Genomic DNA, 24,341 nt, shown 5'->3' with positions numbered 1-24,341 from the left:
ATCTCGTCCCCACCTCGGCAGGGTGGTCAGCCGCGGAAGGTGCGGCGGTACGCGGTGGGGGTGATGCCGAGGGCGGCGTGGAAGTGGAGGCGGAGGGACTGGGCGGTGTTGAGGCCACAGCGGGCGGCTACCTGCTCCATCGAGAGATCGGTGGTCTCCAGGAGCGTGCGGGCGAGCTCGATGCGCTGACGCTGCAGCCAGCGGCCGGGGGAGTCGCCGGTCTCGTCGCGGAACCGCCTGGTGAAGGTGCGTACGGACATCGAGACCTGGGCCGCCATCGTCTCCAGGCTGAGCGGCCGGTCGAGATGGGCGAGGGCCCAGGCGGTCGCCGCCGAGATGCCGGTGTCGCCGGGAGCAGGTGCGTGGTGCCGGATGAACTGCGCCTGTCCGCCGTCGCGGTGGGGAGGTACGACCGTCACCCGGGCGACGCGGTTGGCGACCGCGGCGCCGTGGTCCCTGCGTACGACATGCAGGCAGAGGTCCAGACCGGAGGCCACGCCGGCGGAGGTGAGGATGTCGCCGTCGTCGACGAAGAGTACGTCAGGGTCCAGCTTGACCTGCGGAAACAGGGTGCGGAAGTCGTCGGTGTGGGCCCAGTGGGTGGTCGCCGGCCGGCCGTCGAGGAGGCCCGCGGCCGCGAGTGCGAACGCGCCGGTGCAGATCGACATGATCCGGGTGCCGGGGCGGATCAGGTCGAGCGCCTCCTTCAGCGGCGCCGACAGCACCCCGTCCGAGACCGTCGGGTAGTCGCGGCCGAACTTCGGGATCACCACGGTGTCCGCGTCCGCGAGCGCCTCGGGTCCGTGCGGCGCGAGCACGACCAGGTCCGAGTCCGACTGCACCGGTCCGGGGCCGTCGGTGGTGCAGGTGACGACCTCGTAGAGCAGCCGGTCCTCGCTGTCGCGGGCCTTGCCGAAGATCCGGTGCGGGATGCCGATCTCGAACGGGATGAACCCGTCCTGGATCAGCACCGCTACCCGATGCGGAGAAGCCACCCACACGTCGCTCATGGCTGGATCTTACCGATAGATGTCAATCAGGCCACTGTCCGGAAGGATGCGGACTCGGCAGGATCATCCCCATGAGCCAGACGACGACCCCGCCGGTCGGCGGCCGCACCTCGCCGCGCCGCCCCCGCATCCACCCCGCTTGGTGGGTGGCCGCCATCGCCTTCGTGACGATCGTCGGCGCCGCGGCCTTCACCGCGGCACCGGGCCTCCTGGTCGGCCCGCTGCACGATGAGTTCGGCTGGTCGCGGGGCACGATCGGCGTCGGGATCACGCTGCAGCTCGCGCTCTACGGCCTGACCGCGCCGTTCGCCGCCGCACTGATGGACCGCTTCGGGATCCGCCCCGTGGTCGCCGTCGCGCTGACCATGATCACCCTCGGCTCGCTCGGCACCGTCTGGATGAGCCAGTCCTGGCAGTTCGTCCTCGGCTGGGGCGTCCTGGTCGGGGGCGGCAGCGGCTGCATGGCGCTCGCCTTCGGCGCGACGATCACCACCCGCTGGTTCGACAAGCGGCAGGGCCTGGTCAGCGGTCTGCTGACCGCCGGCGGCGCCTCGGGACAGCTGATCTTCCTGCCGGTGCTGGCGATCCTGATCGGCGAGTTCGGCTGGCGGGCCGCCTCGGTCACCATCGCCCTGGTCGCCGCCGCGGTGATCCCGTTCGTGCTGCTCCTGCTCCGCGACTACCCGGCAGACGTCGGCCTGGCGCCCTACGGCGCCTCGCAGATCGTGCCGCGGCCCGCACCCGCGACCGGCGCCGCGCTACGCACCGTGCGGGTGCTCGGGATGGCGATGCGTACGAAGGCCTTCTGGCTCCTAGCCGGTGCCTTCGCGATCTGTGGCATCACCACGAACGGGCTGATCAGGACCCACTTCGTGCCCGCCGCGCACGACCACGGGATGGCCACCGTCGCGGCCGCCTCGCTGCTCGCCGTGATCGGGATCTTCGACGTCGCCGGGACGATCTTCTCCGGCTGGCTCACCGACCGGTTCAACCCGGTGGTGCTGCTCGGCGTCTACTACTCGCTGCGCGGGATCTCGCTGATCTTCCTGCCGATGCTGCTGGCGCCCGAGGTGCACCTCCCGATGGTCTTCTTCATCGTCTTCTACGGCCTCGACTGGGTCGCCACCGTGCCGCCCACCCTCGCGCTGTGCCGCGAGGTCTGGCCCGAGGATGCCCCGATCGTCTTCGGCTGGGTCCTCGCCTCCCACCAGGTCGGCGCCGGCCTGGTCGCGTGGGTCGGCGGCGTCGTCCGCGACGTCACCGGCTCCTACGACCTGGTCTGGTACGCCGCCGGCGCGCTGTGCGCCGCCGCCGCTCTGATGTCGCTGGTGATGCCGCGGGAGCCGGTGGCGGTTCAGCAAGGTATGTAGAGAAACCGTCGCTTCCCAAGTGGAGTTCCACGTGGGAAGCGACGGTTCGGCTGCATACCTAGACGAACATCCAGCCCGCCGTCAGAGGTCGAGCTTGTAGCCCAGCCCGCGCACGGTGACCAGGAACTTCGGCTCCGACGGGTCGGGCTCGAGCTTGGCGCGCAGGCGCTTGACGTGTACGTCGAGGGTCTTGGTGTCGCCGACGTAGTCGGAGCCCCAGACGCGGTCGATGAGCTGGCCGCGGGTGAGCACCCGGCCGGGGTTGCGCAGGAACATCTCCAGGAGCTCGAACTCCTTGAGCGGGAGTCGCTGCTCGGAGCCGTCCACGGTCACGACGTGGCGCTCCACGTCCATCCGGACCGGCCCGGCCTCGAGCGTGGCGGGGGCGGCATCGGGCTCGGTGCCGCGGCGCAGGACGGCGCGGATCCGGGCGACGAGCTCGCGCGGGGAGTAGGGCTTGGTGACGTAGTCGTCGGCGCCGAGCTCGAGGCCGACGACCTTGTCGACCTCGTCGTCCTTGGCGGTCACCATGATGACCGGGACCGATGAGGTGGCCCGGATCTGCCGGCACACCTCGGTGCCGGAGAGGCCGGGAAGCATCAGGTCGAGCAGCACGATGTCTGCTCCGTTGCGGTCGAACTCCTTCAGCGCGTCGGTGCCGTCCTCGGCGACGGCGACCTCGAAGCCCTCCTTGCGGAGCATGTAGGACAGTGCCTCGCTGTAGCTGGCTTCATCTTCGACGACGAGTACCCGGGTCACGGGCGTTCCTCCTTGCTTGTGCCGGACTGCCCGGCAGTTGGAAGGTGCTGGGGCAGGGTGAGGGTGAAGGTGGAACCCTGACCCTCCTGCGACCAGACCTTGACCTCGCCACCGTGTGTGGCGGCGACGTGCTTGACGATCGAGAGGCCGAGCCCGGTGCCGCCGGTGGAGCGGTGGCGAGCCGGGTCGACGCGGTAGAAGCGCTCGAAGATCCGGTCGATCTCCGTGGACGGGATCCCGATGCCCTGGTCGACCACGGAGATCTCCACGGAGCCGTCGGTGGCGCGGGTCGAGACGGTCACGGTCGAGCCGGGGTCGGAGTAGGCGACCGCGTTGGAGACCAGGTTGGTGACGGCGGTCGAGACCTGCTCGTCGTTGCCGAAGACGTGCAGCCCGGCGGTGCCGGCGCTGACCACGTTGATGCCCTTGGCGTCGGCATCGACCGTCGAGGCGTCGACGGCGGCCGCGATGACCTTGTCGACGTCGACCGCGATCGGGGCCTCCAGAGGCTCGTCGCCCTGGAGCCGGGAGAGCTCGATGATCTGCTGCACGAGCTCGGTCAGGCGCTCGGACTCGATGATCATCCGGTGCGAGAAGCGGCGTACGGCCTCGGGGTCGTCGGAGGCCTCCGTGACCGCATCGGCGAGAACCCTGATCGCGCCGACCGGCGTCTTGAGCTCGTGGCTGACGTTGGCGACGAAGTCGCGGCGTACGGCCTCCACGCGGCGCTCGCGGGTGCGGTCCTCGACGAGGGCGAGCGCCAGGCGCGTGCCGAGCGGAGCGACGCGGGCGGTGACGTGCCGCGTGGCCCCGTTGGCGCGGGAGATCACCAGCTCGGTCTCCCGGATCTGGCCGTCACGGCGCACCCCGTGGACGAGCTCGGAAAGCTCGGGTGAGACCAGCGAGGTGCCGCGCACCAGGCCCAGGGCGTACGCCGGGGCGCTGGCCTTGAGCACCGTGTCGTGCTCGTCGACGACGACCGCGCTGCTGCGCAGGACCGAGAGGACGGCGGCCACCTCGGAGGGGACTTTCGGGGCTTCGACCTCGGGGATCCGGCGTCGGGAACGCTCGCTCATCGCCCACGCAAGCACCGCCGCTCCGGCGACGACAGCGCCGAGGAGCGCAGCAAGAAAGGCCTGCGTCGTCGAGTCCACACGATCAGGGTAAGCCCATCAAACACCCAAACTTCGCCTCTGGACGTCTCCGCGCCGAACGTTCACCGTCGGTTCACTCGGGATGAAGATCAGTACATGTCGAGTGTCTAGGATCGGCGACATGCGCGCTGCTTTCCATGAGGACCTCGATGCCATCTTCACCGATCTCACCAGTGTCTGTGAGCTGGTGTCGGTGGCCGTACGCGACGCCACCACCGCTCTCCTCGAGGCCCGCAACGACCTCGCCGAGCAGGTGATCGACAAGGACGTCGAGATCGACGACGCCCGTGAGCGCATCGAGGAGAACGCCCTCGAGCTGCTCGGTCTCCAGTCGCCGGTCGCCGGCGACCTCCGCGTCGTCGTCGCCGCGCTGCGGATGATCTCCGACCTCGAGCGGATGGGCGACCTCTCCGTCCATGTCGCCAAGATCGCCAGGCTGCGTACGCCGAACAAGGCCGTCCCCGAGCTGGCCCAGCCGACCATCGCCAAGATGGCCGAGATCGCCCAGCAGATGGTCGAGCGCACCTGCGAGATCCTCCGCAGCCGCGATGTCTCCGCCGCCGCGGACCTGGTCGCCGACGACGACGAGATGGACCGGCTGCGGCGCAAGTCGTTCACCGAGCTGCTGGGCCAGGACTGGACCCACGGTGTCGAGCCCGCCGTCGACGTGGCCCTCCTGGGTCGCTATTACGAGCGCATCGCCGACCACGCCGTCACGGTGGCCAACCGGGTCGTCTTCGTGGTCACCGGCGAGACCCCGGCCGACTCCTGACGTACAAAACCGCCGAGTCGGCTCGTCATGACGAGCCGACTCGGCGGTTCTTATGGCTACTGCTTGCCCTGGTTGGCGACGGCCTCGGCCGCGGCGGCAGCGGCCTCGGGGTCGAGGTAGGTGCCGCCGGCGACGACCGGCTTCAGCGACTCGTCGAGCTCGTAGACCAGCGGCTGGGCCGTGGGGATGTTGAGCTTGGCGATGTCGGTGTCGGAGATGTTGTCGAGGTGCTTGACCAGCGCGCGCAGGCTGTTGCCGTGGGCGGTGACCAGCACGGTCCTGCCGGCCCGGAGGTCGGGCACGATCGCCGACTCCCAGTAGGGGATCATCCGGGCGACGACGTCCTTGAGGCACTCGGTGGCGGGCACCTCGATGCCGGCGTAGCGCGGGTCACCGGCCTGGGAGTACTCCGAGTCGGCCTCGATCGGCGGGGGCGGGACGTCGTAGGAACGCCGCCACAGCTGGAACTGCTCCTCGCCGAACTTCTTCAGCGTCTCGGACTTGTTCTTGCCCTGCAGCGCGCCGTAGTGGCGCTCGTTGAGGCGCCAGTCGCGACGCACCGGGATCCAGTGGCGGTCGGCGGTGTCGAGGGCGATGTTGGCGGTGTTGATCGCACGGCGCAGCAGGCTCGTGTGGACCAGGTCGGGAAGGATCCCGGCCTCGGTCAGCAGCTTTCCGCCGTTGACGGCCTCGGCCCGGCCCTTGTCGGTGAGGTCGACGTCGACCCACCCGGTGGAGAGGTTGAGCGCGTTCCACTCGCTCTCGCCGTGACGCAGAAGGACGAGCTTGTAGGTCATCAGTGAGCTTCCTCGGCGCCGGGCAGGGCGGCCGGGGGGAACTCGCACGAGTAGGGGTCCTCGGAGACCTCGGACGCGCTGTGCGCCTCGGTCTCGGTCTCGCCCTCGGCGGACTCCTCGGCCGGCAGGGTCGAGGCCTCCTCGGTGCCCTCGGAGGCTTCCTCGCCGGCAGCGCCCTCGGAGGCCTGGGTCTCGGCGTTCTTGCCCTTCTTGGCGGGCTTGGCGGTCTCGTCGACGGCGGCGACGACCTCGGCGTACGGACCGCACTGGGTGACCACCGGGACGGAGATGGTCTTCTCCTCACCCTCGGAGAAGGTGAAGGTCATCGGGATGCTGTCGCCCGGCTTGAAGTCGCCGGTGACCGCGATGCCACCGATGGTCGGGTCGGCCAGGTTGATGATGCCCGAGGTGGGCAGCTCGATCGACGTGAACGACTCCGGGGTGACCGTCTCCTCGGCGTCGGCCGCCGTGGAGATCCCGGTGACCGACGGCAGCGCCTTGCCGGCGACCGCCGGGTTGATCGCCGGGTCGAGCGAGAAGGTGCCGACCAGGACGCCGGAGCCCTCCTGCGCGGTCACGATGCGAGCGGCGTTGATCCGGATGGCACCGTCGAGCGTCGAGCCGCCGTGGCTGATCTCGTTGGGCCGGTCGGTCGCGTAGTCGAAGCTGTTGCAGGCGGTGAGCGCCGGGAGGGCGAGAGCCACGAGTGCGCCCGTCACTGCGAGCCGCTTCTGCATAACCTTGGTCGTCACGCGCGACACTCTATCCGCCCGATCCGCTGATCGAAGGAACTGGGTCAGGCACGCAGTCCGACGGCGCTCGCGGCGTACAGGATCCCGGCGACCACCGCGGCGATGTAGATCAGCGTGACGAGGAGCAGCTTGCCGGCCCCGAGCTTCAGTCCGGCCTTGAGCGGCAGGTACGTCCACTTGTCCTCGTGATCGGCGACCAGGCCCCACAGTGCGGTCAGGAAGTGGACACCCACACCGAGCGCCGCGGCGAGCACGACCATCACCCAGTGGGGCGGTCCGCCCGTGGACTCACCCGCCCAGCCGGCGTAGGAGAGGTAACCGGGGTAGCAGGCGAACGCCGCCGCCCACAGGACCCAGGAGAAGAGGCCCTTGCGCAGCAGTACGTTGGCGAGCATCCCGATCACCAGCGAGCCGAGGTAGAACAGCCCCGCGACGGTGCCCGAGGTGACCGAGAGCGGAATGACGAGCAGTACGCCGCAGCACAGCGCGAACCAGACGCCGCCCGGTTCGAGGCGGCCGTCCGAGATCGGCTTGCCCTCGCGCTCGTGACGACGGTCGACGACCTGGTCGACGAGGTCGTTGTGCCAGCCGAGCACGGCCTGGCCGACGAGCACGGTGACCGCGATCAGCGCCACCTCGCGTGTGGTCAGCCCGGCGAGGACGGCCGCCCCCGACAGCCCGATGGCGGTCAGCACCGCCTGACGGGGGTGGGCGGAGCGGATGAGGAGGAGCGGGGCCCAGTTGCCGACCTTGTCCATGACGCTTTTTCTGCCCGCCGGGGCATCAGGAACGGCCGACGCACTGGCCTGCGTCTCTTCCGGGTCCTGATCCTGGGCGTGCGACGACACGGTGAAGATGGTCTTGGGGGCGCTCTGCGATGCATTCGCCATGGCGGCAGTATCGGGCACTCGACCGAGACGCGCAGGACAACAGGCTGGCTACGACGAGATTTCGCAGTCGTTTCGAAATCAGCCATGCTGCCACGTCCGGCGGGCCTGCGCGCGCGGAACCACACAAGTTGTCGATCTGTCAACCCCAGATTGAGCCCCTGACCTGCGCAAACGCGGAATCCGAATTCTAAGATCCGTGGTAGACTTATAGCCCTAGGAAGGGGTACCTAAAAATATGACTTTCACCGTCGGCGAGACCGTCGTATACCCGAACCATGGCGCGGCCGTCATCGAAGACATCGAGATGCGCACCATCAAGGGCGAGGAGCGGCAGTATCTGGTCCTCCGCATCATCGCTCAGCAGGACCTCGTGGTGCGTGTTCCGGCCAACAACCTCGAGCTCGTCGGAGTTCGAGACGTCGTAGACAAGGACGGGCTTGATCGAGTCTTCGAGGTGCTTCGTGCGGAGCACGTCGAAGAGCCGACCAACTGGTCGCGTCGTTACAAGGCAAACCTGGAGAAGCTGCACAGCGGCGATGTCATGAAGGTCGCCGAGGTCGTGCGTGACCTGTGGCGTCGTGAGCGTGACCGTGGCCTCTCCGCCGGGGAGAAGCGCATGCTCGCCAAGGCACGCCAGATCCTCGTCTCGGAGCTCGCGCTGTGCGAGCACACCAACGAAGACAAGGCTGAAGTCCTCCTCGACGAGGTGCTGGCCAGCTGAAGCTGGTTTCGGTCTGCGTTACAGGCTCCGGGTCATCCCGGGGCCTGTTTCGCGTCCTGGGGCGGATACGGTGACCTCCATGGAGGATCCCTACGCCGGCTACGACGAGCTCGACGAGACCGCCGAGGTCCCGCCCGCGCTCGGGATCGTCGCCGATGACGACAGGGGCTCGCTGCCGTTCGCGTTGATCCACGGCGAGGCGCTGGTCGCCGCGGCGACCTGGTCCCTCGGTGAGTCCGGGGTGACCCCCGTCGACTTCACCACCTCCTGGGAAGGGATCGTCGCGGCCGAGGAGCCGCTGGTCCTGCACGACTCGCTGTGCCCGATGACCCCGCCGGCCTTCATCGCCCACTGCGTCTCGACCGCGCTCGCCCGCGAGGCGGTCGTGGTCGGCGTACGCCCGGTCACCGACACGGTCAAGAACCTCCTCGTCGAGGACGGGGTCCCGGTCCTGGGCGCGACCATCGACCGCACCTCGCTCGTCTCGGTCGCCTCGCCGATCGTGCTGCCGCCCGCCGTGGTCGCCTCGCTCGAGGACTGGCCCGAGGGCGACTTCGCCGAGATCGCCGGCGCGCTGGCCCGCCGGTTCCCCGTCGTCTCGGTCGAGGCGCCGTCGGTCGGCCGCCGCGTCGCCTCCCCGGATGACCTGCGCCTGCTGGAGGCGCTGTCGTTCGACGGCTCGGCCCGGGGATGAACCGGGCGGCTCATCTGAGCAGCGCCGTCACCGCGCCGAGGTCGTCGGCGAAGGTCACCTTGAGGTTCAGCGGCGTGCTGGGCACCGCGACGATGCGTACGCCTGAGGCGTAGCGCTCCAGGGTGGCGCCGGTGTCGGTGCCGTCGAAGCCGTCGGCCGCGGCCTGGGCGTAGGCGGCCAGGAGGTCGGCGGCTCGGAACGCCTGCGGAGTCTGTACGCCGACGAGCGCACCGTCCACCGGCTGCAGGTCGCGCGTGGTGAGGTGGGTGAGTGGGGCGGCGGGGATGGCCCCGCCGTGCTCGCGGGCGACGCCGATGACCGCGGTGAAGAGCTCGGGCGCCACCAACGGCCGGGCGCTGTCGTGGATCGCGACGACGTCGATCGCGCCATCGTCGCCGGCCTCGATGTCGGGCCGGAGCACGGCGAGCGCGGCCTGCTCGGAGGCGTGGCGGGTGTCGCCGCCGACGACCATCACGACCTCACGGTCCTCGAGCAGGGGCTGGGCGACGGCCGCGACCGCCTCTTCCTCGCCGCTGCGTACGACCAGGACGATGCGGTGCACGTCGGGCACCTCGAGGGCGGTCCGGAGCGAGAGTCCGAGGGCTGAGGAGGCCGGATCGTCGGACCCGTCGAGCGGGAGCAGCACCTTGTTGGTGGCGGCTCCGACGCGGGTGCCGGATCCGGCGGCCAGGAGTACGAGAGCGGCGGGCACCCCTGGAGGCTACTGGAGGCTATCCGTTCGGTGGAGGAGAGGGCAGAGGGGCTGGGCGCTGGTGTTTACGCACCCGTAACAGAGCGAAACAGGAGGTGACCACGACGCCCCATAGCGTTCAAATCCAGCGAAGGGAGGACCCGACGAATGTCGACGAAGCGGCTCGGGCCGGCGACGTCATGAGCGCAGCGACGCAGCGGGACGACCAGGGAGACTGGCAGTCCGTCTGCCAGGTCGACGCGCTCGAGGTGAAGCGCGGCGCCACGGCACTGGTCCACGGGCAGGCCATCGCCATCTTCCGGATGCCCGGCGACGTCGTCTACGCCCTGGGCAACCACGATCCGTTCGCCAAGGCGTCGGTGATCGCCAAGGGGATCGTCGGGGTCCGCGACGGGGTGCCGTTCGTGGCCTCGCCCGCCCACCGCCACGGCTTCGACCTGCGGACGGGAAAGTGCCTGGACGACCCGCACGTGACCATCCCCGCCTACGAGGTCCGGGTCGTCGACGGGCTCATCCATGTCGGTCACCGGAAGGCGGCCTGACTGCGTCTCGATCGTGGGGGATCTGGGAGACTGCGGAGCGTGCAGCTTCCTCTGGTCGGCATCGGGACCGACGTACACAGCCTTGCCGACGGTGTCCCGATGCACGTGGCAGGCCTCGCCTTCCCCGACGAGAAGCAGGGTCTGGCCGGGCACTCCGACGGCGACGTGGCGGCCCACGCCTGCTGCGACGCGCTCTTCTCCGCCGCGGGCCTCGGCGACCTGGGGTCCAACTTCGGCACCTCCGAGCCCGAGTGGGCCGGGGCGGCCGGGGTGGTGCTGCTGGCCGAGGCCGCGCGCCGGGTCCGCGAGGCAGGCTTCGAGATCGGCAACGTCGCGGTCCAGGTGATCGGCAACCGGCCGAAGATCGGTCCGCGCCGCGACGAGGCCAACCAGGCGCTCTCCGCTGCGGCCGGCGCGCCGGTGACGGTGACCGCGACGACCTCCGACGGTCTCGGGCTCACCGGCCGCGGCGAAGGTGTCGCCGCGATCGCCACCTCGCTCATCGTGCGTCGCGATAGGTAGGGAACCCGCGTACGTCCCTAGACTTGGGGTATGGCACTCAGGCTCTACGACTCGGCGACCCGTGAAGTACGTGACTTCACTCCCTTGCAGCCCGGCAAGGCGTCGCTCTATGTCTGTGGTCTGACCGTGCAGAGCGAGCCGCATGTGGGGCATGTGCGGAGCGGGGTGAACTTCGACGTGCTGCAGCGGTGGCTGCGGGCGTCGGGCTACGAGACCACGTTCATCCGCAACGTGACCGACATCGACGACAAGATCCTGGCGAAGTCCGCCGACCAGGGCCGGCCTTGGTACAACCTCGCCTACGACATGCACCGTGAGCTCGACGCCGCCTACGCCTCGCTCAACGTCGCCCCGCCCACCTACGAGCCGCTGGCCACCGGTCACATCCCCGAGATCATCACACTGATCGAGGAGCTGATCACGAAGGGCCACGCCTACGCCGCCGAGGACGGCTCGGCCGACGTCTACTTCGACGTACGCTCCTGGCCCTCCTACGGCGAGCTCTCGGGGCAGAAGGTCGACGACATGGAGGCCGCCGCCGACGCCGACCCGCGCGGCAAGCGCGACCCCCGCGACTTCGCGCTGTGGAAGGGCCGGAAGGTCTCCGAGCCGGAGACCGCCTCGTGGCCCTCGCCCTGGGGGCTGGGACGCCCCGGGTGGCACATCGAGTGCTCGGCGATGGCCGGGAAGTATCTCGGTCCCGCCTTCGACTTCCACGGCGGCGGCCTCGACCTGCGCTTCCCGCACCACGAGAACGAGCAGGCCCAGTCCCGCGCTGCCGGCCGGCCCTTCGCGAGCAACTGGCTGCACAACGCCTGGATCACCACCTCCGGCGAGAAGATGTCGAAGTCGCTGGGCAACTCGCTGGTCATCCCCGAGGTCCTGAAGAAGGTACGCGGCATCGAGCTGCGCTACTACCTGGTCGCGGCCCACTACCGGTCCCACGTCGAGTTCTCCTTCGAGGCGCTCGCGGAGGCGGCCGCGGGATTCCAGCGGATCGAGGGCTTCCTGGAGCGCGCCGCCTCGGCGATCGGTGAGGTTCCCGCAGGCGGTGTCGCGTGCGCAGACTTCGTCGAGGCGATGGACGACGACCTCGGCACCCCGGCCGCGGTCGCCGCCCTGCACGAGGCCGTACGCGAGGGCAACAAGCTGCTCGCCGACGGCGACAGCCCGGCGCTGCGTGGGGTCGCCGCGAGCGTCCGTGCGATGCTGGACGTGCTCGGTCTGGACCCCGCCGACCCGGCGTGGGGTCCGGCGAGCGGTGATGACGAGAAGCTGACCGGCGCACTCGACGTACTCGTTCGCGGGGTCCTGGACGAACGCGCCGAGGCGCGTGCCGCCAAGGACTGGGCCCGCGCCGATGCCATGCGAGACCGGCTCAAGGACGCCGGGATCGAGATCGAGGACACCCCTGAGGGTCCGAAATGGAGCGTTAACTGATGGCAGGCAACTCCCAGCGTCGTGGAGCGATCGCGAAGGGACGCAAGAAGGGCGCCCAGGTGGGCACCGGTGGCAACCGGCGCAAGGGCCTCGAGGGCAAGGGCCCGACGCCGAGGGCGGTCGACCGGCCGTACCACAAGGCGCACAAGGCAGCCCAGGCCGCCGAGAAGCGGGCCGGCAAGGGGCCGCGCAAGCGGGCCGCCGGTGACGCCGAGTGGATCATCGGACGCAACTCGGTGGTCGAGGCGCTGCGCGAGGACGTACCGGTCAACGGGCTCTACGTCGCCGAGGGCGCCGAGCGCGACGGGCGGCTGCGCGAGGCGTTCCTGCTCGCCTCCGAGAAGGGCATCTCGCTGCTCGAGGTGACCAAGGTCGAGCTCGACCGGCTGACCGGCTTCAACGGCCACCAGGGCCTCGCCGCGCGGATCCCCGCCTACGAGTACGCCCACGCCGACGACCTGCTCGACCGGGCGGCCGAGATCGGCGACAAGCCGCTCATCGTCGCGCTCGACCAGGTCACCGACCCGCGCAACCTGGGCGCCATCGTGCGTTCGGCCGCGGCCTTCGGTGCCCACGGCGTGGTGATCCCGGAGCGGCGTGCGGCCGGGATGACCGCGGCCGCCTGGAAGACGAGCGCCGGCGCCGCGTCGCGGATCCCGGTCGCGCAGACGGTCAACCTGACCCGGCAGCTGAAGGCCTACCAGGAGGCCGGCTGCATGGTCGTCGGGCTCGACATGGAGGGTGACATCACGCTGCCCGAGCTGGGTGCTCCCGAGGGCCTCGCCGACGGTCCGCTGGTGATCGTCGTCGGTGCCGAGGGCGGTGGGCTCTCCCGCCTGGTCCAGGAGACCTGTGACCAGATAGTGTCGATCCCGATGGCCAACTCCGTAGAGTCTCTCAATGCCGGCGTCGCCGCGTCGGTCGTGCTCTACGCGGTCGCGGAGGCTCGTCGCTGATCTCTCGTCGCACTCTGTTTCGGGGCCTCGCCGTCTGGGCGGGGCTCGGAGTGCTGTGGCTCGCGCTCGCCGTGGCGCTGAGCACGTGGCTCTTCCTGTCCAGCGAACGCCAGGTGGTCCTGGCCGGCCACGACTCGGTCCTGCGCCCGACGCTGTCGGGCAAGGCGATCATCCACACCGGACCGGTGCTGCCCGACGTACGCCTGGACGTCGGTGGCCCGGTCGGTGTCGACGTCACCCTCGGGAAGACCGAGCTGAGGTCGATGGACGAGCTCTTCGAGCGCTACGCGGTCCTCGGCTCGGCCCCCGACGGTCAGCGCGCGGTCGTGGTGGAGCAGGTCGAGTCGATGCTCGTCGCCGCCGTGCTCCGCGGTGCCGCGATCTCCTTGGCGATCGTCGCCGGAGGAGTCCTGCTGTGGTGGCTGCCCGGGGCCCAGCGCCGCGCCGACCTGGGCCGACGTGTCAAGGAAGCGGCCCGCACCCGGCACGGCCTGACCACCGCGGGCATCGGCGTGGTCACGGTGGCCGTGCTCGCGGTCGCGGTCTGGCAGCCTTGGGGTGAGTCCGGAGCGCCGGCGTCGGACAAGGAGGCCGGACCGGTCGCCGGCGACTGGACCCCGCTGGCCGACTTCCTCGGCACGGACATCCCGGTGCCGGAGGAGCTGGCCGATGTGGAGGTCCGCGGCGACGCCTACGCCAACCAGACCCGCCGGCTCGTGGCCAGCGCCGTCGACACCTACAACTCCAGCCGCACCTTCTACGAGAAGGTGGTGGCGAAGGTCCCGGACCTGGCGCTGCGCGAGCCGGCCGAAGACGAGACCGTGTCGGTGCTCGTCTCCGACCGACACGACAACGTCGGCATGGACTCCGTGGTGCGCGCGATCGCCGACGAGGGCGGCGCGACCGGCATCCTCGACGCCGGTGACGACACCTCGACCGGCTCCGACTGGGAGACCTTCTCCCTCGACTCCCTCACCGACGCCAGCGACGGCCTGGACAAGTGGGCGGTCACCGGCAACCACGACCACGGCCCGACGGTCGGCACCTACCTGGCCGACAAGGGCTGGACCATGCTCGACGGCGAGGTCGTCGACGGTCCCGGCGGGTCGACGCTCCTGGGCGTCCCCGACCCGCGCACCAGCGGCCTCGGCAACTGGATCGACGAGAAGGGCGTCACCCTCGAGGAGGCCGGCGAGAAGCTGGCCGACATCGCCTGCGCCTCGAAGGAGGAGGGCAAGCCCGTCGCGACCCTTCTCGTCCACGATCCGTCCCTGGGTCGCGAGACCCTGACCCGAGGCTGCGCGACCCTCGTCGTCGGCGGCCATCGCCACGTACATCTGGGGCCGACCGAGGTGACCGGCGAGAACGGTCAGGTCGGCTGGACCTACACCAACGGCACCACCGGCGGTGCTGCGTACGCCTTCGCGATGGGGAAGATCCGCCGCACCGCCGAGGTCACCCTGATCACCTACGCCGACGGCCTCCCCGTCGGTCTCCAGTCGGTCGAGCTGGAGACCAACGGGGCGCTCACCGCCCACGAGTACGTCCCGTTGGAGGGTGCCGGCCAGTGAGCCGGGCCGGGTGGCGCTCAGCGGGTCACTGGTTCTCCAACGGCAGGCCGGGCGGGTTGATCTCGGACTTCTCCACGGCCTCGTTCGAGAGCCCGTAGGTCTTCAGCCAGGTGGCGTACTGACCGTTCTCGATCAGGTAGTCGATCGCGTCGGCCAGCGCTTCGACCAGCCCGCTGTCCTTCTTGGTGGTCGCGGCGATCAGACCCTGCAGCGACTCGCCCGCGCCGGAGAACGTGCCGGCGTTGCGGAACGTGTCCTCGGTACCGGCGATCTGGTAGGCGATGCCGGGGTTGGGGCCGAAGAACGCGTCGATCTGGCCGGACTCCAGGGCCGTCCAGGTCGCCGGGTTGTCCGGGAAGTAGGTGACGTCCAGCTTCTTGCCCTCGGCCTTCAGCTTCGCCTGCCACTCCAGCAGGATCTTCTCCTGGTTGGTGCCCGAGCCCACGGCGACCTTCAGGCCGTCGAGGGTGCGGTAGTCGCCGCCGAACTCCCACGTCGAGGTGCCGACGGTGGCGAAGCCGAGGTTGTCCTGGCGGTAGGAGGCGAAGTCGTACTTCTGCTTGCGCTCCTCGGTGTCGGTCACGTTGGAGATCGCGACGTCGCTGGTGCCGGCGTCGAGGCCGACGAAGAGGTTCTGCCAGGTGGCGTTGTTGAGCTCCGGCTTCAGGCCGAAGACCGCCGCGATGAGGCGGGAGAGGTCGGGCTCGGCCCCGGTGAGGGTCTTGTTGTCGGTGCCGACGAAGGCGAGCGGCGGGAACCCGGCCGGGAGCGCGCCCTGGCCGATCTCGAGGGTTCCGCGGTCGAGGATCTCCTGCGGCACCTTCGCCCGGATCTCCTCGACGACCGGGACCTCGATGGTGGTCGGCTTCGCGGCGGTCCCGGCAGCCACGCCGATCTCGACCTCGGTCACGTCTCCGCCGGACTCCGCCGCTGTCTCCTGGTCGTTCCCGCGGCCGAGCAGGACGGCGGCGATGACCGCAATCACGGCGATGACCGCGACGGCCGCGATGACCAGCGGCGTCCGGCGGCGCGGCGGGATCCCGGGTGTCTCGGGCTTCTCCGTGCTGAGCTCTTCCTTGTTGTCGGGCTTGCTGTCGGGCTTGTTGTCGGGCTTGTTGTCGGGCTCTGTCTTGGTGTCGTCGGACATGGCTGTTCTCCTAGGGGGTGGGGTTAGCGGACCTTGCCGAGAAACTCGCGGGTGCGAGCGTGCTGAGGGTGGTCGAGCACCTGGGTCGGCGGACCCTGCTCGACCACGACGCCGCCGTCGATGAACACGACGTGGTCGGCGACGTCACGTGCGAAGCCGATCTCGTGGGAGACGATGACCAGGGTGCGGCCGTTCCCGGCGAGCTCCTTGATGACCGCGAGGACCTCACCGACCAGCTCGGGGTCGAGGGCGGAGGTGGGCTCGTCGAAGAGCAGCAGGTCGGGCTCGAGCGCCAGTGCTCGGGCGATCGCCACCCGTTGCTGCTGGCCGCCGGAGAGCTGGCGCGGATAGTCGGTGCAGCGGTGCTTCAGCCCGACACGGTCCAACAGCTCGTACGCCTGGGTGTAGGCCGCATCCCAGCCGGCGACCTTGTGCGCCAGCAGCGGCTCGGCGACGTTGGCGGCGACGGTGAGGTTGGGGAAGAGGTTGAAGCTCTGCGCGACGAACCCGATCCGGGCGCGCTGCTTGCGCACCTGCCGCGGGCTGAGCTCGTGGAGGCGGCCGTGGTGCTCGCGTACGCCGATCAGCTCACCGGCCACCGAGACATAGCCCAGGTCGAGCGTCTCGAGGTGGTTGAGCGTACGCAGCAGCGTGGACTTGCCCGATCCGGACGGGCCGATGACGACGGTCACCGTCCCCGGAGCCAGGTCGAGGTCGATCCCCTTCAGGACCGGGGTGGGGCCGAAGGCCTTGTGGGCGTTGCGGACGCGTACGCCCTCGGCCGTCTTCGCTGACTCGGTGGCGGTCATGCCCGGACCTCCCAGCCGCGGGAGTAGTGGCGCTCGACGTAGTGCTGGAGGACCGAGAGGACGGCAGCGATGATCAGGTACCACGCGGTGCCGACAAGCAGGACCGCGACCTTGTCGCTCACGTGGGTGCTCTCGAGCTGGTAGACGATGCCGAAGAGGTCGACCAGGGAGACGTAGTAGACCAGTGAGGACGCCTTGACCAGGCCGATCAGCTGGTTGACGTAGCCGGGGACGATGCTGCGCAGGGCCTGGGGGAGGACCACCTGGCGCAGACGCCGCCACGGGGAGAGGCCGAGCGCGTTGGCGGCCTCGATCTGGCCGTGGTCGACGGAGAGCAGCCCACCGCGGATGATCTCGGCGGCGAAGGCGGCCTCGTTGAGGCTGAGCCCGACGACCGCGGCCACGAACGGCACCAGCAGGCCATCGACGTCATAGGAGACCAGGCTCGGCCCGAACGGGATGTTGATCCCGATCTGCGGGAAGAAGAGGGAGGCGTTGAAGATGATGATGAGCAGTACGACCAGGGGCAGCGACCTGAAGAACCAGATGTAGAACCAGCTCAGGGCGTTGACCAGCGGGTTGCCGGACATCCGGCCCAGGGCCAGGACCACGCCGCCGACGAAGCCCACGACGGCGCTGACCGCGGTCACCTCGAGGGTGACCAGGAGCGCGTCGAGCACCACGTCGAGGGTGAAGTAGTAGGAGATCCGATCCCACTGGTAGGCCGGGTTGGCCGCGAGCGCTCGGACCGCCTCGACGGTGAGGGCGAGGACGATCGCGGTGACGATCCAGCGGCCGTAGCGGCGGCGCGGCGCGACCCTCCTGGTGGCCAGGGGATCCTCTGGTGGCGCCGGTGGGTCGGCCTCGGCGGTGGCCGGGGTGGCGGTGGTGGTCATGGCTTCCTCGGGTCTCTGGGGGACCGCCAGACAAAACACATAATGTCTAGCGAGTTGCTAGAGAATAGGATGCCGTGCGTGACCACTGATGCGCGACCGATTGCTGAGACGAGCTCCGTCCTGGACAACATCGTCTGGGAGTCCCTCGTCGGACCGAACCGGCAGCTGGGAGAGATCTCCGGGCTGGCCGCGCGCTACGACCCGCAGGTCGCCGCCTTCGCCGGCCTCGCCGAGGACTCGCCGCGGGCCTGGGCCGATCTCGCCGGGCTCCTCGGGCCGTCCGGGACCTGCTTCTTCACCTCGCCGAGGCCGGTGCGCCCGCCCGCCGGATGGGAGATCCTCGGCGGGGGCGAGGGCGTGCAGATGATCGACGCCGGGGTCGTCGCGGTGCCCGACGCCGATGTCGTCGTCCTGGGAACGGCCGACGTCCCGGAGATCCTCGACCTGGTCGCGCGCACCACGCCCGGTCCGTTCGAGCCGCGCACCATCGAGATGGGCACCTATCTCGGAATCCGCGCCGGCGACCGCCTCGTCGCGATGGCCGGCGAGCGCAACCACCCCCGGGGCTGGACCGAGATCAGCGCGGTCTGCACCGACGCCGACTTCCGCGGGCAGGGGCTCGCCGGCCGGCTGGTGCGGGCGGTGACGTACGGGATCAACCAGCGCGGCGAGCGCGCCCTCCTGCACGCCAGCGGCACCAACGAGAACGCCATCCGGCTCTACCGCTCCCTCGGCTTCGCCCTCCGGCGTACCACCAACTTCGCCCACCTTCGTGCGCCTGGGTAGGGGCGTCGGATGCGCGCAACCGATGGTGACTGGCTACGATTGTCCCGCCGTCGTCGTGCTGAAGGCGGCATGCCGGTGTAGCTCAGTTGGTAGAGCGTTCGCCTTGTAAGCGAAATGTCGCGGGTTCGACTCCTGTCACCGGCTCCATCCCCTACCTTCCTCAGCGGAGCTGAGTGACCTCGTACGTCGTCGGCGGGTTGGCGATGTCGTCCTGGGAGGCGATGAGTTCGAGCTCGCGGCGGCCGGACTTCAACGTGCGGTCGAGGATGGCGAAGAGGGTGTTCGCGGTGCGGCCGAGGGCGGCCGGCGTGGAGCCGGTCGAGAGCAGGTGGGAGAGGTAGACGGCCGCGGTGACGTCGCCGCCGCCGTTGGGGGAGATCGGGAGCAGGGGAGTGGTGACCGACCAGGCGCCCTCGTCGGAGACGGCGACCAGGTCCAGATGGGTCGGGTCCTTGGTGATCACCGAGGTCACCAGCACGTTGGACGGGCCGGACTCCCGCACGATGTCGACGGCGGCGAGCACCTCCTGGAGCGTGTCGGTCGACTCGAGGCCGGCGAGGAAATTGAGCTCGAAGTGGTTCGGCGTGATCACGTCGGCGGCGGGGACGACCTCGTCGCGCATGAACTCCGGGATGCCCTCGCGCACGAACATGCCGCGCCCGACGTCGCCCATCACCGGGTCGCAGCAGTACAGGGCGCGGGGGTTGAGCGCCTTCACGCGGCGTACGGAGTCCAGGATGATCGCGCCGACGGCCGGGTCGCCCTGGTAGCCGGACAGCACCGCGGAGACGGTGGAGAGACCGTCGCGCTCGGAGATCCCCTCGATGACCTCGGCGACCTGGTCGGCGGCCACGACCGGGCCGCGCCACGCGCCGTAGCCGGTGTGGTTGGAGAAGTTGACCGTGAGCACCGGCCAGACCTCGTGACCGAGGCGCTGGATGGGGAAGACTGCCGCCGAGTTGCCGACGTAGCCGAAGGCCACGTGCGACTGGATGGAGAGGATCTGCATGCGTCCAGTCTCCAACAAACGGCTCAGGCGGCCTGCTTCTTGGGCGGGTCGTTGAGCAGCCACGCTGCCAGAGCGCCACCGATCGCGCCGAAGAGGTGGCCCTGCCAGGAGACACCGGTCTGCCCGGGAAGCACGCCGAGGAGCAGGCTGCCCCACGCCAGGAAGATGAGCACACCGATGACGATCTGACCGACGCGGTGGCTGAACAGGCCGCGCAGGATCAGGTAGACGAGCCAGCCGAAGATCAGCATCGAGGTGCCGGCGGTGATGCTCCCCGGGGGCGACATCAGCCAGACGCCGACACCCCCGACCACCCAGATGATGAGCGTCGCCACGATCCCGCGGCCGACGCCCGAGGCGAGCACCAGGAAGCTGAGGACGAGCGCGAACAGGGTGTTTCCGTAGAGGTGGGCCCAGCCGAAGTGGAGCACCGGCGCGAACACGATGCCGAGCAGGCCGGCGTCGGTGCGCGGCTGGATGCCGAGCGTGTCGAGCTGGTGCCCGCTGATGTAGTCGGTGGCCTCGAGCACCCATAGCAGGGCGACGAAGCCGAGCGACCAAATACCGGCCCGAATCCAGTTGGCGCGCTGGGGCCGCGTGGGGGAGTCCTGGCTCACGCCAGAAATCTTACCTACCGCTCCACAGCGGCGAGCCGCTGCTCGAGACTCTCGTAGAGGTAGGGGACGGCGGCCGGGTGCGGACCGGTCTCGTAGAGCTCGGTGGCGAGGCTCCGGGGCGATTCTCCGGTGTGGTCGGCCGCCCAGGTCTCACCGCCCCCGGTGATCCGCCCGCCGTCGAGCGGCAGCACCGCATCGGCGGCCAGCGCCACCCAGCGCCCGCCACCGCCCTCGAGCCAGGCCACCGGCACGGCGTACGCCTCGCCCTCGGTCATGTCGGCGTCGAGCGTGATCCCGCGGCCGATCGAGTGGGCTCCCTGCCGGCTCCACAGGACGGTGGTGACCTCGAGCCGGTCGGCGGGGCCGGCGGTGCCCAGGACGAGGTGGTCGGCGAAGGTCGCCCAGTCGCGTACGTCGCTCGCGGGGAACTCCGGAGGCCCGGCCCGGTCCAGCAGGGCGCGTCCACCGAGCACGGCCGCCCAGGTGGCCATCAGGACGACGACGATGGTGCCGACGATCTTGAGCCGCCGTGACACCGACAGCGTCGGTCCGGTCGTGTTCTCGCCCACGTGACCCCCGTTCACCGTGCCGACGGGCCGATGGGGCGACCCTGGGGCAGAGCCTAATCGGGAAGGGACCAGTCGACCGGGGAACCGCCCTGCTCGACCAGGAGCGCGTTGGCGCGGGAGAACGGCCGCGACCCGAAGAATCCCCGGCGCGCGGAGAGCGGCGAGGGGTGGACGGACTTGACCGCGGGCACCCCGTTGAGCCGCGGCTCGAGATTCTGCGCGTGCCGGCCCCACAAGATGGCGACCAGCGGCCCGCCGCGTTTGCCCAGGACGTCGATCGCCCGCCCGGTGACCTCCTCCCAGCCCTTCTTCGAGTGGGACGCCGGCGCGCCGGGGCGCACCGTCAGCGAGGTGTTGAGCAGCATCACCCCGCGGTCGGCCCAGGTCGACAGGTCGCCGTGCTCGGGCATCTTCAGGTCGAGGTCGGTGGCCAGCTCGGCATAGATGTTCCGCAGCGACGCGGGCAGGGGACGTACGTCCTTCTCGACCGCGAAGCTGAGTCCGATCGGGTGCCCGATGGTCGGGTAGGGGTCCTGGCCGACGATCAGGACGCGTACGTCTCGCAGCGGGCGCCGGAAGGCGTTGAAGATCCGGTCGCCGTCGGGAAGATAGGGACGCCTGGCCGCCAGCTCGTCGCGCAGGAAGCGGCCCATCTGCTCGATCTGCGGCTCGGCCGGCGCCAGCGCCTCGGCCCAGTCGGCAGCCATCAGGCCCTTGTCCACGAGTCCGGCGAGTGCGCTCATAAATGATGAGGGTATCGGCTGGCACCGACGGATAAGTTGTCCGTGGCACCCCAGGTTGCACTCATCAAGGAGTAGACATGAAGTTCGGTTTCTTCGTCCCGCAGGGATGGCGCTTCGACCTCGTCGGGATCGACCCGGCGGACCAGTGGACGACGATGAAGGACCTGGCGATCCACGCCGACTCCGGTTCGTGGGAGAGCATCTGGGTCTACGACCATTTTCACACCACACCGGAGCCCTCCGACCAGGCGACCCACGAGGCCTGGTCGCTGATGGCGGGTCTGGGCGCGGTGACGTCGCGGGTGCGCCTGGGGCAGATGTGCTCGTGCATGTCCTACCGCAACCCGGCCTATCTGGCGAAGGTCGCCGCCACCGCCGACCACATCAGCGGCGGCCGGGTCGAGATGGGTATCGGCGCGGGCTGGTACGAGCACGAGTGGCGGGCCTACGGTTACGGCTTCCCCGCGGCGCGCGACCGTCTCGGGATGCTGCGCGAAGGCGTCCAGATCTTCCAGCAGGCCTGGACCAAGGGCATCTCGTCGCTGGACGGGAAGTACTACCAGGTCGACGGCGCCATCTGTCAGCCGCTGCCCCTTCAGCAGGGCCGTTCCGGCATCCCGCTGTGGATCGCCGGCGGCGGCGAGAAGGTGACTCTCAAGATCGCGGCGCAGTACGCCGACTACACCAACTTCCTCGGTGACCCGGAGACCTTCACGGCGAAGTCCGACATCCTGCGCGGCCACTGCGAGGCTCTCGGGCGCGACTTCGCGGAGATCACCCGCTCGTCGAACTACAACGTGCTGCTCGGGGAGAACGAGACGGAGGTCGCCGAGAAGGTGAAGGCCTGGGAGGCCCGGCTGGTGCCGCACCTGGGCGCGGCCAAGGCGGCCGAGGTCGTCAACGGCGCCGTGGACGGCCCGACCTCGCTGGTCGGCACGCCGGACCAGGCCGTGGAGAAGCTCAAGGCCGTGGAGGAGCTGGGCATGACGTACGCCATCGGCTACTTCGCCGACGCCGCCTACGACCGCTCCTCCATCGAGCTCTTCGAGTCGAAGGTCATTCCCGAGTTCGCCTGAGCGACGCCCGGCGACACCGTCGCGGACGTTTACAACGAGGTGACCGCCCGGTAGGAAGACGTACATGAAGATGACGACCCTCCTCGGGGGAGTGGCGGTTGCCGCCGGCGTGGTCGCCGCTCGCGACCTGACCCAGCGCAAGCACGCGATCCTGCGGAACTTCCCGGTGATCGGTCACGCGCGGTATCTGATGGAGAAGATCGGGCCGGAGCTGCGGCAGTACATCGTCGCGGACAACGACGAGGAGCGGCCCTTCAGCCGTGACCAGCGGCGCTGGGTCTACGCCTCGGCGAAGGGACAGAACAACTACTTCGGCTTCGGCACCGACAACGACATCGAGCACACCCAGGGCCACATCCACATCAAGCACCGGACGTTCGCCGACGCCCTGCCCGACGACCACGACCAGGCCGCCAAGCTGCCCTCGGCGAAGGTGCTCGGCGGTCCGCGCGGGCGCGCGAAGGCGTTCCGGCCGGAGTCGGTCGTCAACGTCTCGGCGATGTCGTTCGGGTCGCTGTCCGGGCCGGCGATCACGGCACTCAACCTGGGCGCGCGGCGGGCCGGGGCGATGCACAACACCGGTGAGGGCGGCATCTCGACCTACCACCTCCAGGGTGGTGCCGATCTGGTGATGCAGATCGGCACCGCCTACTTCGGATGCCGGAACGCCGACGGCACCTTCTCGATCGACCGGCTCAAGGAGCGGGTCGCCACCGCGCCGGTCAAGGCGATCGAGATCAAGCTCTCCCAGGGTGCCAAGCCCGGCCTCGGTGGACTGCTGCCGGCGGCCAAGGTGACCCCGGAGATCGCCGAGATCCGCGGCATCGAGCTCGGCAAGGACTGTGCCTCGCCGTCCCGCCACTCCGCCTTCGGCGACGTCGACTCGATGCTCGACTTCGTCGAGATGATCGCCGCCGAGACCGGGCTGCCGGTCGGCATCAAGTCGGCGGTCGGTGAGATGGAGTTCTGGCAGGAGCTCGCCGGCACGATGCGGTCGGGGGAGCGGGGAGTCGACTTCATCACCGTCGACGGCAGCGAGGGTGGCACCGGCGCCGCGCCGCTGATCTTCTCCGACGCGGTGGCGATGCCCTACCGGATCGGCTTCTCGCGGGTCTACGGCACCTTCGCCGAGCTCGGCCTGACCGACTCGGTCACCTTCATCGGGTCGGCCAAGCTCGGCCTGCCGGAGAACGCCGCGGTCGCCTTCGCGCTCGGCGCGGACATGGTCAACGTCGGCCGCGAGGCGATGATGTCGATCGGCTGCATCCAGGCTCAGAAGTGCCACGACGACACCTGTCCCACCGGTGTCGCGACGCAGAGCAAATGGCTCTCCGGCGGCCTCGACCCGCAGGACAAGGGCGATCGCTGCGCCAGCTATCTCAGGACCCTGCGCCGGGAGCTGACGAAGGTCTCCGCCGCCGTGGGCGTCGCCCACCCCGGCCTGATCACGCCCCACGACATCGAGGTCATGAACGGCGACTACGAGTCACGCACCCTCGCCGGTGTCTACGGCTACAAGGACCACTGGGGCGCCCTCGGGCCCGATGTCGCCCGCGAGCTCCTCGCCGTCGTCCAGCCCCACCGCACCTTCAACGAAAAGCCGTCCACCGCCTGACCCGCCGACGCGTCACGTACGTCGGGCGAGACGGCACCTAGGTCGGGCGAGGTGTCACGTACGTCGGGCGAGGTGTCACGTACGTCGGGCGAGGTGTCACGTACGTCGGGCGAGGTGTCACCTACGTCGGGCGAGGTGTCACCTACGTCGGGCGAGGTGTCACCTACGTCGGGCGAGGCGTCACGTACGTCGGGCGAGACGTCGCGTACCTGGGCCGAGACGTCACTCGCGTCGGCCGAGACGTCACGCAGCTGCCACGTCGACCGACGCGAGTGACGTGTCGACCGACGCAGCTGACGTGTCGACCGACGCAGCTGACGTGTCGACCGACGCAGCTGACGTGTCGACCGACGCAGCTGACGTGTCGACCGACGCAGCTGACGTGTCGGCCGGCGGGGGTGACGTGTCGGCC

General features: G+C 69.8%; 27 protein-coding genes and 1 tRNA gene. 13 read left to right on the top strand and 15 right to left on the bottom strand.

Annotated elements, in window-relative coordinates; translation table 11 throughout:
* Positions 1-26: 26 nt before the first annotated feature.
* On the bottom strand, positions 27-1,010 hold the full coding sequence (locus ACZ6WN_RS08885; RefSeq protein ID WP_465864148.1) for a GlxA family transcriptional regulator: 984 nt from the start codon (positions 1,008-1,010) through the stop codon (positions 27-29).
* A 71-nt stretch (positions 1,011-1,081) separates the two neighbouring features.
* Here ACZ6WN_RS08885 and ACZ6WN_RS08880 point away from each other — a divergent pair, with 71 nt between their 5' ends.
* Entirely contained in the window at positions 1,082-2,380 is a 1,299-nt protein-coding gene (locus tag ACZ6WN_RS08880) for an MFS transporter (protein ID WP_465864147.1), read from the top strand.
* Between the two features lie 81 nt (positions 2,381-2,461).
* On the opposite strand, the gene ACZ6WN_RS08875 is transcribed toward ACZ6WN_RS08880, so the two are convergent.
* On the bottom strand, positions 2,462-3,139 hold the full coding sequence (locus ACZ6WN_RS08875; protein WP_091046002.1) for a response regulator transcription factor: 678 nt from the start codon (positions 3,137-3,139) through the stop codon (positions 2,462-2,464).
* The gene (locus ACZ6WN_RS08870) at positions 3,136-4,293 is read right to left on the bottom strand and encodes a sensor histidine kinase (protein ID WP_465864146.1); all 1,158 of its coding nucleotides are present in this window, start codon (positions 4,291-4,293) and stop codon (positions 3,136-3,138) included. Before ACZ6WN_RS08870 ends, ACZ6WN_RS08875 begins: the two co-directional genes overlap by 4 nt.
* A gap of 121 nt (positions 4,294-4,414) precedes the next feature.
* On the opposite strand from ACZ6WN_RS08870, the gene phoU reads away from it, so the two are divergent.
* Positions 4,415-5,065 carry a phosphate signaling complex protein PhoU gene (gene phoU, locus ACZ6WN_RS08865; protein WP_465864144.1) on the top strand — a complete coding sequence of 217 codons (651 nt, stop codon included), beginning with the start codon at positions 4,415-4,417 and terminating at the stop codon, positions 5,063-5,065.
* Positions 5,066-5,121: 56 nt separating this feature from the next.
* Here the strand turns inward: phoU and ACZ6WN_RS08860 are convergent, their stop codons facing one another.
* The 3 genes from ACZ6WN_RS08860 to ACZ6WN_RS08850 are packed head-to-tail and all read right to left on the bottom strand — an operon-like array spanning position 5,122 to position 7,504.
* Positions 5,122-5,862, bottom strand: coding sequence for a phosphoglyceromutase (locus tag ACZ6WN_RS08860; RefSeq protein ID WP_465864143.1), 741 nt, complete (start codon positions 5,860-5,862; stop codon positions 5,122-5,124).
* Positions 5,862-6,614, bottom strand: coding sequence for a hypothetical protein (locus tag ACZ6WN_RS08855; RefSeq protein WP_465864141.1), 753 nt, complete (start codon positions 6,612-6,614; stop codon positions 5,862-5,864). The genes ACZ6WN_RS08860 and ACZ6WN_RS08855 overlap by 1 nt, the downstream gene beginning before the upstream one ends.
* A gap of 44 nt (positions 6,615-6,658) precedes the next feature.
* Positions 6,659-7,504 carry a UbiA family prenyltransferase gene (locus ACZ6WN_RS08850; protein WP_465864140.1) on the bottom strand — a complete coding sequence of 282 codons (846 nt, stop codon included), beginning with the start codon at positions 7,502-7,504 and terminating at the stop codon, positions 6,659-6,661.
* 235 nt (positions 7,505-7,739) lie between these two features.
* Here ACZ6WN_RS08850 and ACZ6WN_RS08845 point away from each other — a divergent pair, with 235 nt between their 5' ends.
* Both ACZ6WN_RS08845 and ACZ6WN_RS08840 read left to right on the top strand, forming a co-directional pair.
* Positions 7,740-8,225 (top strand): CarD family transcriptional regulator, encoded by a 486-nt coding sequence (locus tag ACZ6WN_RS08845; protein WP_008360791.1) that lies wholly within the window; start codon positions 7,740-7,742, stop codon positions 8,223-8,225.
* A gap of 79 nt (positions 8,226-8,304) precedes the next feature.
* Complete coding sequence (locus ACZ6WN_RS08840) at positions 8,305-8,919, top strand: 2-C-methyl-D-erythritol 4-phosphate cytidylyltransferase (RefSeq protein ID WP_465864139.1); 615 nt, start codon at positions 8,305-8,307, stop codon at positions 8,917-8,919.
* A gap of 10 nt (positions 8,920-8,929) precedes the next feature.
* Here the strand turns inward: ACZ6WN_RS08840 and ACZ6WN_RS08835 are convergent, their stop codons facing one another.
* Positions 8,930-9,631 carry an IspD/TarI family cytidylyltransferase gene (locus ACZ6WN_RS08835; RefSeq protein ID WP_465864137.1) on the bottom strand — a complete coding sequence of 234 codons (702 nt, stop codon included), beginning with the start codon at positions 9,629-9,631 and terminating at the stop codon, positions 8,930-8,932.
* Between the two features lie 179 nt (positions 9,632-9,810).
* On the opposite strand from ACZ6WN_RS08835, the gene nirD reads away from it, so the two are divergent.
* Genes nirD through ACZ6WN_RS08810 form a run of 5 tightly spaced genes read left to right on the top strand, consistent with a single transcriptional unit; the run spans position 9,811 to position 14,662 of the window.
* Positions 9,811-10,173 carry a nitrite reductase small subunit NirD gene (nirD, locus tag ACZ6WN_RS08830; RefSeq protein WP_465864136.1) on the top strand — a complete coding sequence of 121 codons (363 nt, stop codon included), beginning with the start codon at positions 9,811-9,813 and terminating at the stop codon, positions 10,171-10,173.
* Positions 10,174-10,212: 39 nt separating this feature from the next.
* A complete protein-coding gene (ispF, locus tag ACZ6WN_RS08825) occupies positions 10,213-10,695 on the top strand; it encodes a 2-C-methyl-D-erythritol 2,4-cyclodiphosphate synthase (RefSeq protein ID WP_465864134.1) in 483 nt (160 codons plus the stop codon).
* A gap of 30 nt (positions 10,696-10,725) precedes the next feature.
* The gene (gene cysS / locus ACZ6WN_RS08820) at positions 10,726-12,135 is read left to right on the top strand and encodes a cysteine--tRNA ligase (RefSeq protein WP_465864133.1); all 1,410 of its coding nucleotides are present in this window, start codon (positions 10,726-10,728) and stop codon (positions 12,133-12,135) included.
* Complete coding sequence (gene rlmB / locus ACZ6WN_RS08815) at positions 12,135-13,091, top strand: 23S rRNA (guanosine(2251)-2'-O)-methyltransferase RlmB (RefSeq protein ID WP_465864131.1); 957 nt, start codon at positions 12,135-12,137, stop codon at positions 13,089-13,091. The genes cysS and rlmB overlap by 1 nt, the downstream gene beginning before the upstream one ends.
* A gap of 50 nt (positions 13,092-13,141) precedes the next feature.
* Positions 13,142-14,662: a metallophosphoesterase gene (locus tag ACZ6WN_RS08810; RefSeq protein ID WP_465864129.1), complete on the top strand. Its 1,521-nt coding sequence runs from the start codon at positions 13,142-13,144 to the stop codon at positions 14,660-14,662.
* A 25-nt stretch (positions 14,663-14,687) separates the two neighbouring features.
* Here the strand turns inward: ACZ6WN_RS08810 and ACZ6WN_RS08805 are convergent, their stop codons facing one another.
* From ACZ6WN_RS08805 to ACZ6WN_RS08795, 3 genes are read right to left on the bottom strand one after another with little or no spacing between them, the layout of a single operon-like run.
* Positions 14,688-15,809, bottom strand: a complete 1,122-nt coding sequence (locus ACZ6WN_RS08805; RefSeq protein ID WP_465864128.1) for an ABC transporter substrate-binding protein — start codon at positions 15,807-15,809, stop codon at positions 14,688-14,690.
* Positions 15,810-15,832: 23 nt separating this feature from the next.
* Positions 15,833-16,618, bottom strand: coding sequence for an amino acid ABC transporter ATP-binding protein (locus ACZ6WN_RS08800; RefSeq protein WP_465864127.1), 786 nt, complete (start codon positions 16,616-16,618; stop codon positions 15,833-15,835).
* A complete protein-coding gene (locus tag ACZ6WN_RS08795) occupies positions 16,615-17,514 on the bottom strand; it encodes an amino acid ABC transporter permease (protein ID WP_465864125.1) in 900 nt (299 codons plus the stop codon). The genes ACZ6WN_RS08800 and ACZ6WN_RS08795 overlap by 4 nt, the downstream gene beginning before the upstream one ends.
* A gap of 69 nt (positions 17,515-17,583) precedes the next feature.
* On the opposite strand from ACZ6WN_RS08795, the gene ACZ6WN_RS08790 reads away from it, so the two are divergent.
* Together ACZ6WN_RS08790 and ACZ6WN_RS08785 are read left to right on the top strand one after the other, a co-directional pair.
* Positions 17,584-18,300, top strand: coding sequence for a GNAT family N-acetyltransferase (locus ACZ6WN_RS08790; protein WP_465864123.1), 717 nt, complete (start codon positions 17,584-17,586; stop codon positions 18,298-18,300).
* A 71-nt stretch (positions 18,301-18,371) separates the two neighbouring features.
* Positions 18,372-18,447 (top strand) — tRNA-Thr (locus ACZ6WN_RS08785).
* 13 nt (positions 18,448-18,460) lie between these two features.
* Here the strand turns inward: ACZ6WN_RS08785 and pdxY are convergent.
* Genes pdxY through ACZ6WN_RS08765 form a run of 4 tightly spaced genes read right to left on the bottom strand, consistent with a single transcriptional unit; the run spans position 18,461 to position 21,238 of the window.
* Positions 18,461-19,309 carry a pyridoxal kinase PdxY gene (gene pdxY / locus ACZ6WN_RS08780; protein WP_378685806.1) on the bottom strand — a complete coding sequence of 283 codons (849 nt, stop codon included), beginning with the start codon at positions 19,307-19,309 and terminating at the stop codon, positions 18,461-18,463.
* 23 nt (positions 19,310-19,332) lie between these two features.
* Complete coding sequence (locus ACZ6WN_RS08775) at positions 19,333-19,926, bottom strand: rhomboid family intramembrane serine protease (RefSeq protein WP_465864121.1); 594 nt, start codon at positions 19,924-19,926, stop codon at positions 19,333-19,335.
* 14 nt (positions 19,927-19,940) lie between these two features.
* A complete protein-coding gene (locus ACZ6WN_RS08770; protein ID WP_465864120.1) occupies positions 19,941-20,495 on the bottom strand; it encodes a hypothetical protein in 555 nt (184 codons plus the stop codon).
* 53 nt (positions 20,496-20,548) lie between these two features.
* Entirely contained in the window at positions 20,549-21,238 is a 690-nt protein-coding gene (locus tag ACZ6WN_RS08765) for a uracil-DNA glycosylase (protein WP_465864118.1), read from the bottom strand.
* A gap of 77 nt (positions 21,239-21,315) precedes the next feature.
* Between ACZ6WN_RS08765 and ACZ6WN_RS08760 the strand changes: the two genes are divergently transcribed.
* Positions 21,316-22,314 (top strand): LLM class F420-dependent oxidoreductase, encoded by a 999-nt coding sequence (locus tag ACZ6WN_RS08760; protein WP_465864116.1) that lies wholly within the window; start codon positions 21,316-21,318, stop codon positions 22,312-22,314.
* Between the two features lie 64 nt (positions 22,315-22,378).
* Entirely contained in the window at positions 22,379-23,929 is a 1,551-nt protein-coding gene (locus tag ACZ6WN_RS08755) for an FMN-binding glutamate synthase family protein (RefSeq protein ID WP_465864114.1), read from the top strand.
* 37 nt (positions 23,930-23,966) lie between these two features.
* Here the strand turns inward: ACZ6WN_RS08755 and ACZ6WN_RS08750 are convergent, their stop codons facing one another.
* A complete protein-coding gene (locus tag ACZ6WN_RS08750) occupies positions 23,967-24,029 on the bottom strand; it encodes a hypothetical protein (RefSeq protein WP_465864963.1) in 63 nt (20 codons plus the stop codon).
* Between the last annotated feature and the right edge of the window lie 312 nt (positions 24,030-24,341).

Source organism: Nocardioides sp. NPDC054178, assembly GCF_055585005.1.
The sequence above is the reverse complement of the archived record's forward strand: the minus strand, read 5'-3'. Positions and strand labels throughout refer to the sequence as shown.

Coding starts and splice junctions, on each gene's coding strand:
- ACZ6WN_RS08840 (WP_465864139.1), top strand. CDS start 8,305: ATGGAGGATCCCTACGCCGGCTACGACGAGCTCGACGAGACCGCCGAG.
- ACZ6WN_RS08755 (WP_465864114.1), top strand. CDS start 22,379: ATGAAGATGACGACCCTCCTCGGGGGAGTGGCGGTTGCCGCCGGCGTG.
- nirD (WP_465864136.1), top strand. CDS start 9,811: ATGAGCGCAGCGACGCAGCGGGACGACCAGGGAGACTGGCAGTCCGTC.
- ACZ6WN_RS08850 (WP_465864140.1), bottom strand. CDS start 7,504: ATGGCGAATGCATCGCAGAGCGCCCCCAAGACCATCTTCACCGTGTCG.
- ACZ6WN_RS08860 (WP_465864143.1), bottom strand. CDS start 5,862: ATGACCTACAAGCTCGTCCTTCTGCGTCACGGCGAGAGCGAGTGGAAC.
- ACZ6WN_RS08885 (WP_465864148.1), bottom strand. CDS start 1,010: ATGAGCGACGTGTGGGTGGCTTCTCCGCATCGGGTAGCGGTGCTGATC.
- ACZ6WN_RS08765 (WP_465864118.1), bottom strand. CDS start 21,238: ATGAGCGCACTCGCCGGACTCGTGGACAAGGGCCTGATGGCTGCCGAC.
- phoU (WP_465864144.1), top strand. CDS start 4,415: ATGCGCGCTGCTTTCCATGAGGACCTCGATGCCATCTTCACCGATCTC.
- ACZ6WN_RS08805 (WP_465864128.1), bottom strand. CDS start 15,809: ATGTCCGACGACACCAAGACAGAGCCCGACAACAAGCCCGACAACAAG.
- pdxY (WP_378685806.1), bottom strand. CDS start 19,309: ATGCAGATCCTCTCCATCCAGTCGCACGTGGCCTTCGGCTACGTCGGC.
- ACZ6WN_RS08760 (WP_465864116.1), top strand. CDS start 21,316: ATGAAGTTCGGTTTCTTCGTCCCGCAGGGATGGCGCTTCGACCTCGTC.
- ACZ6WN_RS08800 (WP_465864127.1), bottom strand. CDS start 16,618: ATGACCGCCACCGAGTCAGCGAAGACGGCCGAGGGCGTACGCGTCCGC.
- ACZ6WN_RS08845 (WP_008360791.1), top strand. CDS start 7,740: ATGACTTTCACCGTCGGCGAGACCGTCGTATACCCGAACCATGGCGCG.
- ACZ6WN_RS08790 (WP_465864123.1), top strand. CDS start 17,584: ATGCCGTGCGTGACCACTGATGCGCGACCGATTGCTGAGACGAGCTCC.
- cysS (WP_465864133.1), top strand. CDS start 10,726: ATGGCACTCAGGCTCTACGACTCGGCGACCCGTGAAGTACGTGACTTC.
- ACZ6WN_RS08795 (WP_465864125.1), bottom strand. CDS start 17,514: ATGACCACCACCGCCACCCCGGCCACCGCCGAGGCCGACCCACCGGCG.
- rlmB (WP_465864131.1), top strand. CDS start 12,135: ATGGCAGGCAACTCCCAGCGTCGTGGAGCGATCGCGAAGGGACGCAAG.
- ACZ6WN_RS08880 (WP_465864147.1), top strand. CDS start 1,082: ATGAGCCAGACGACGACCCCGCCGGTCGGCGGCCGCACCTCGCCGCGC.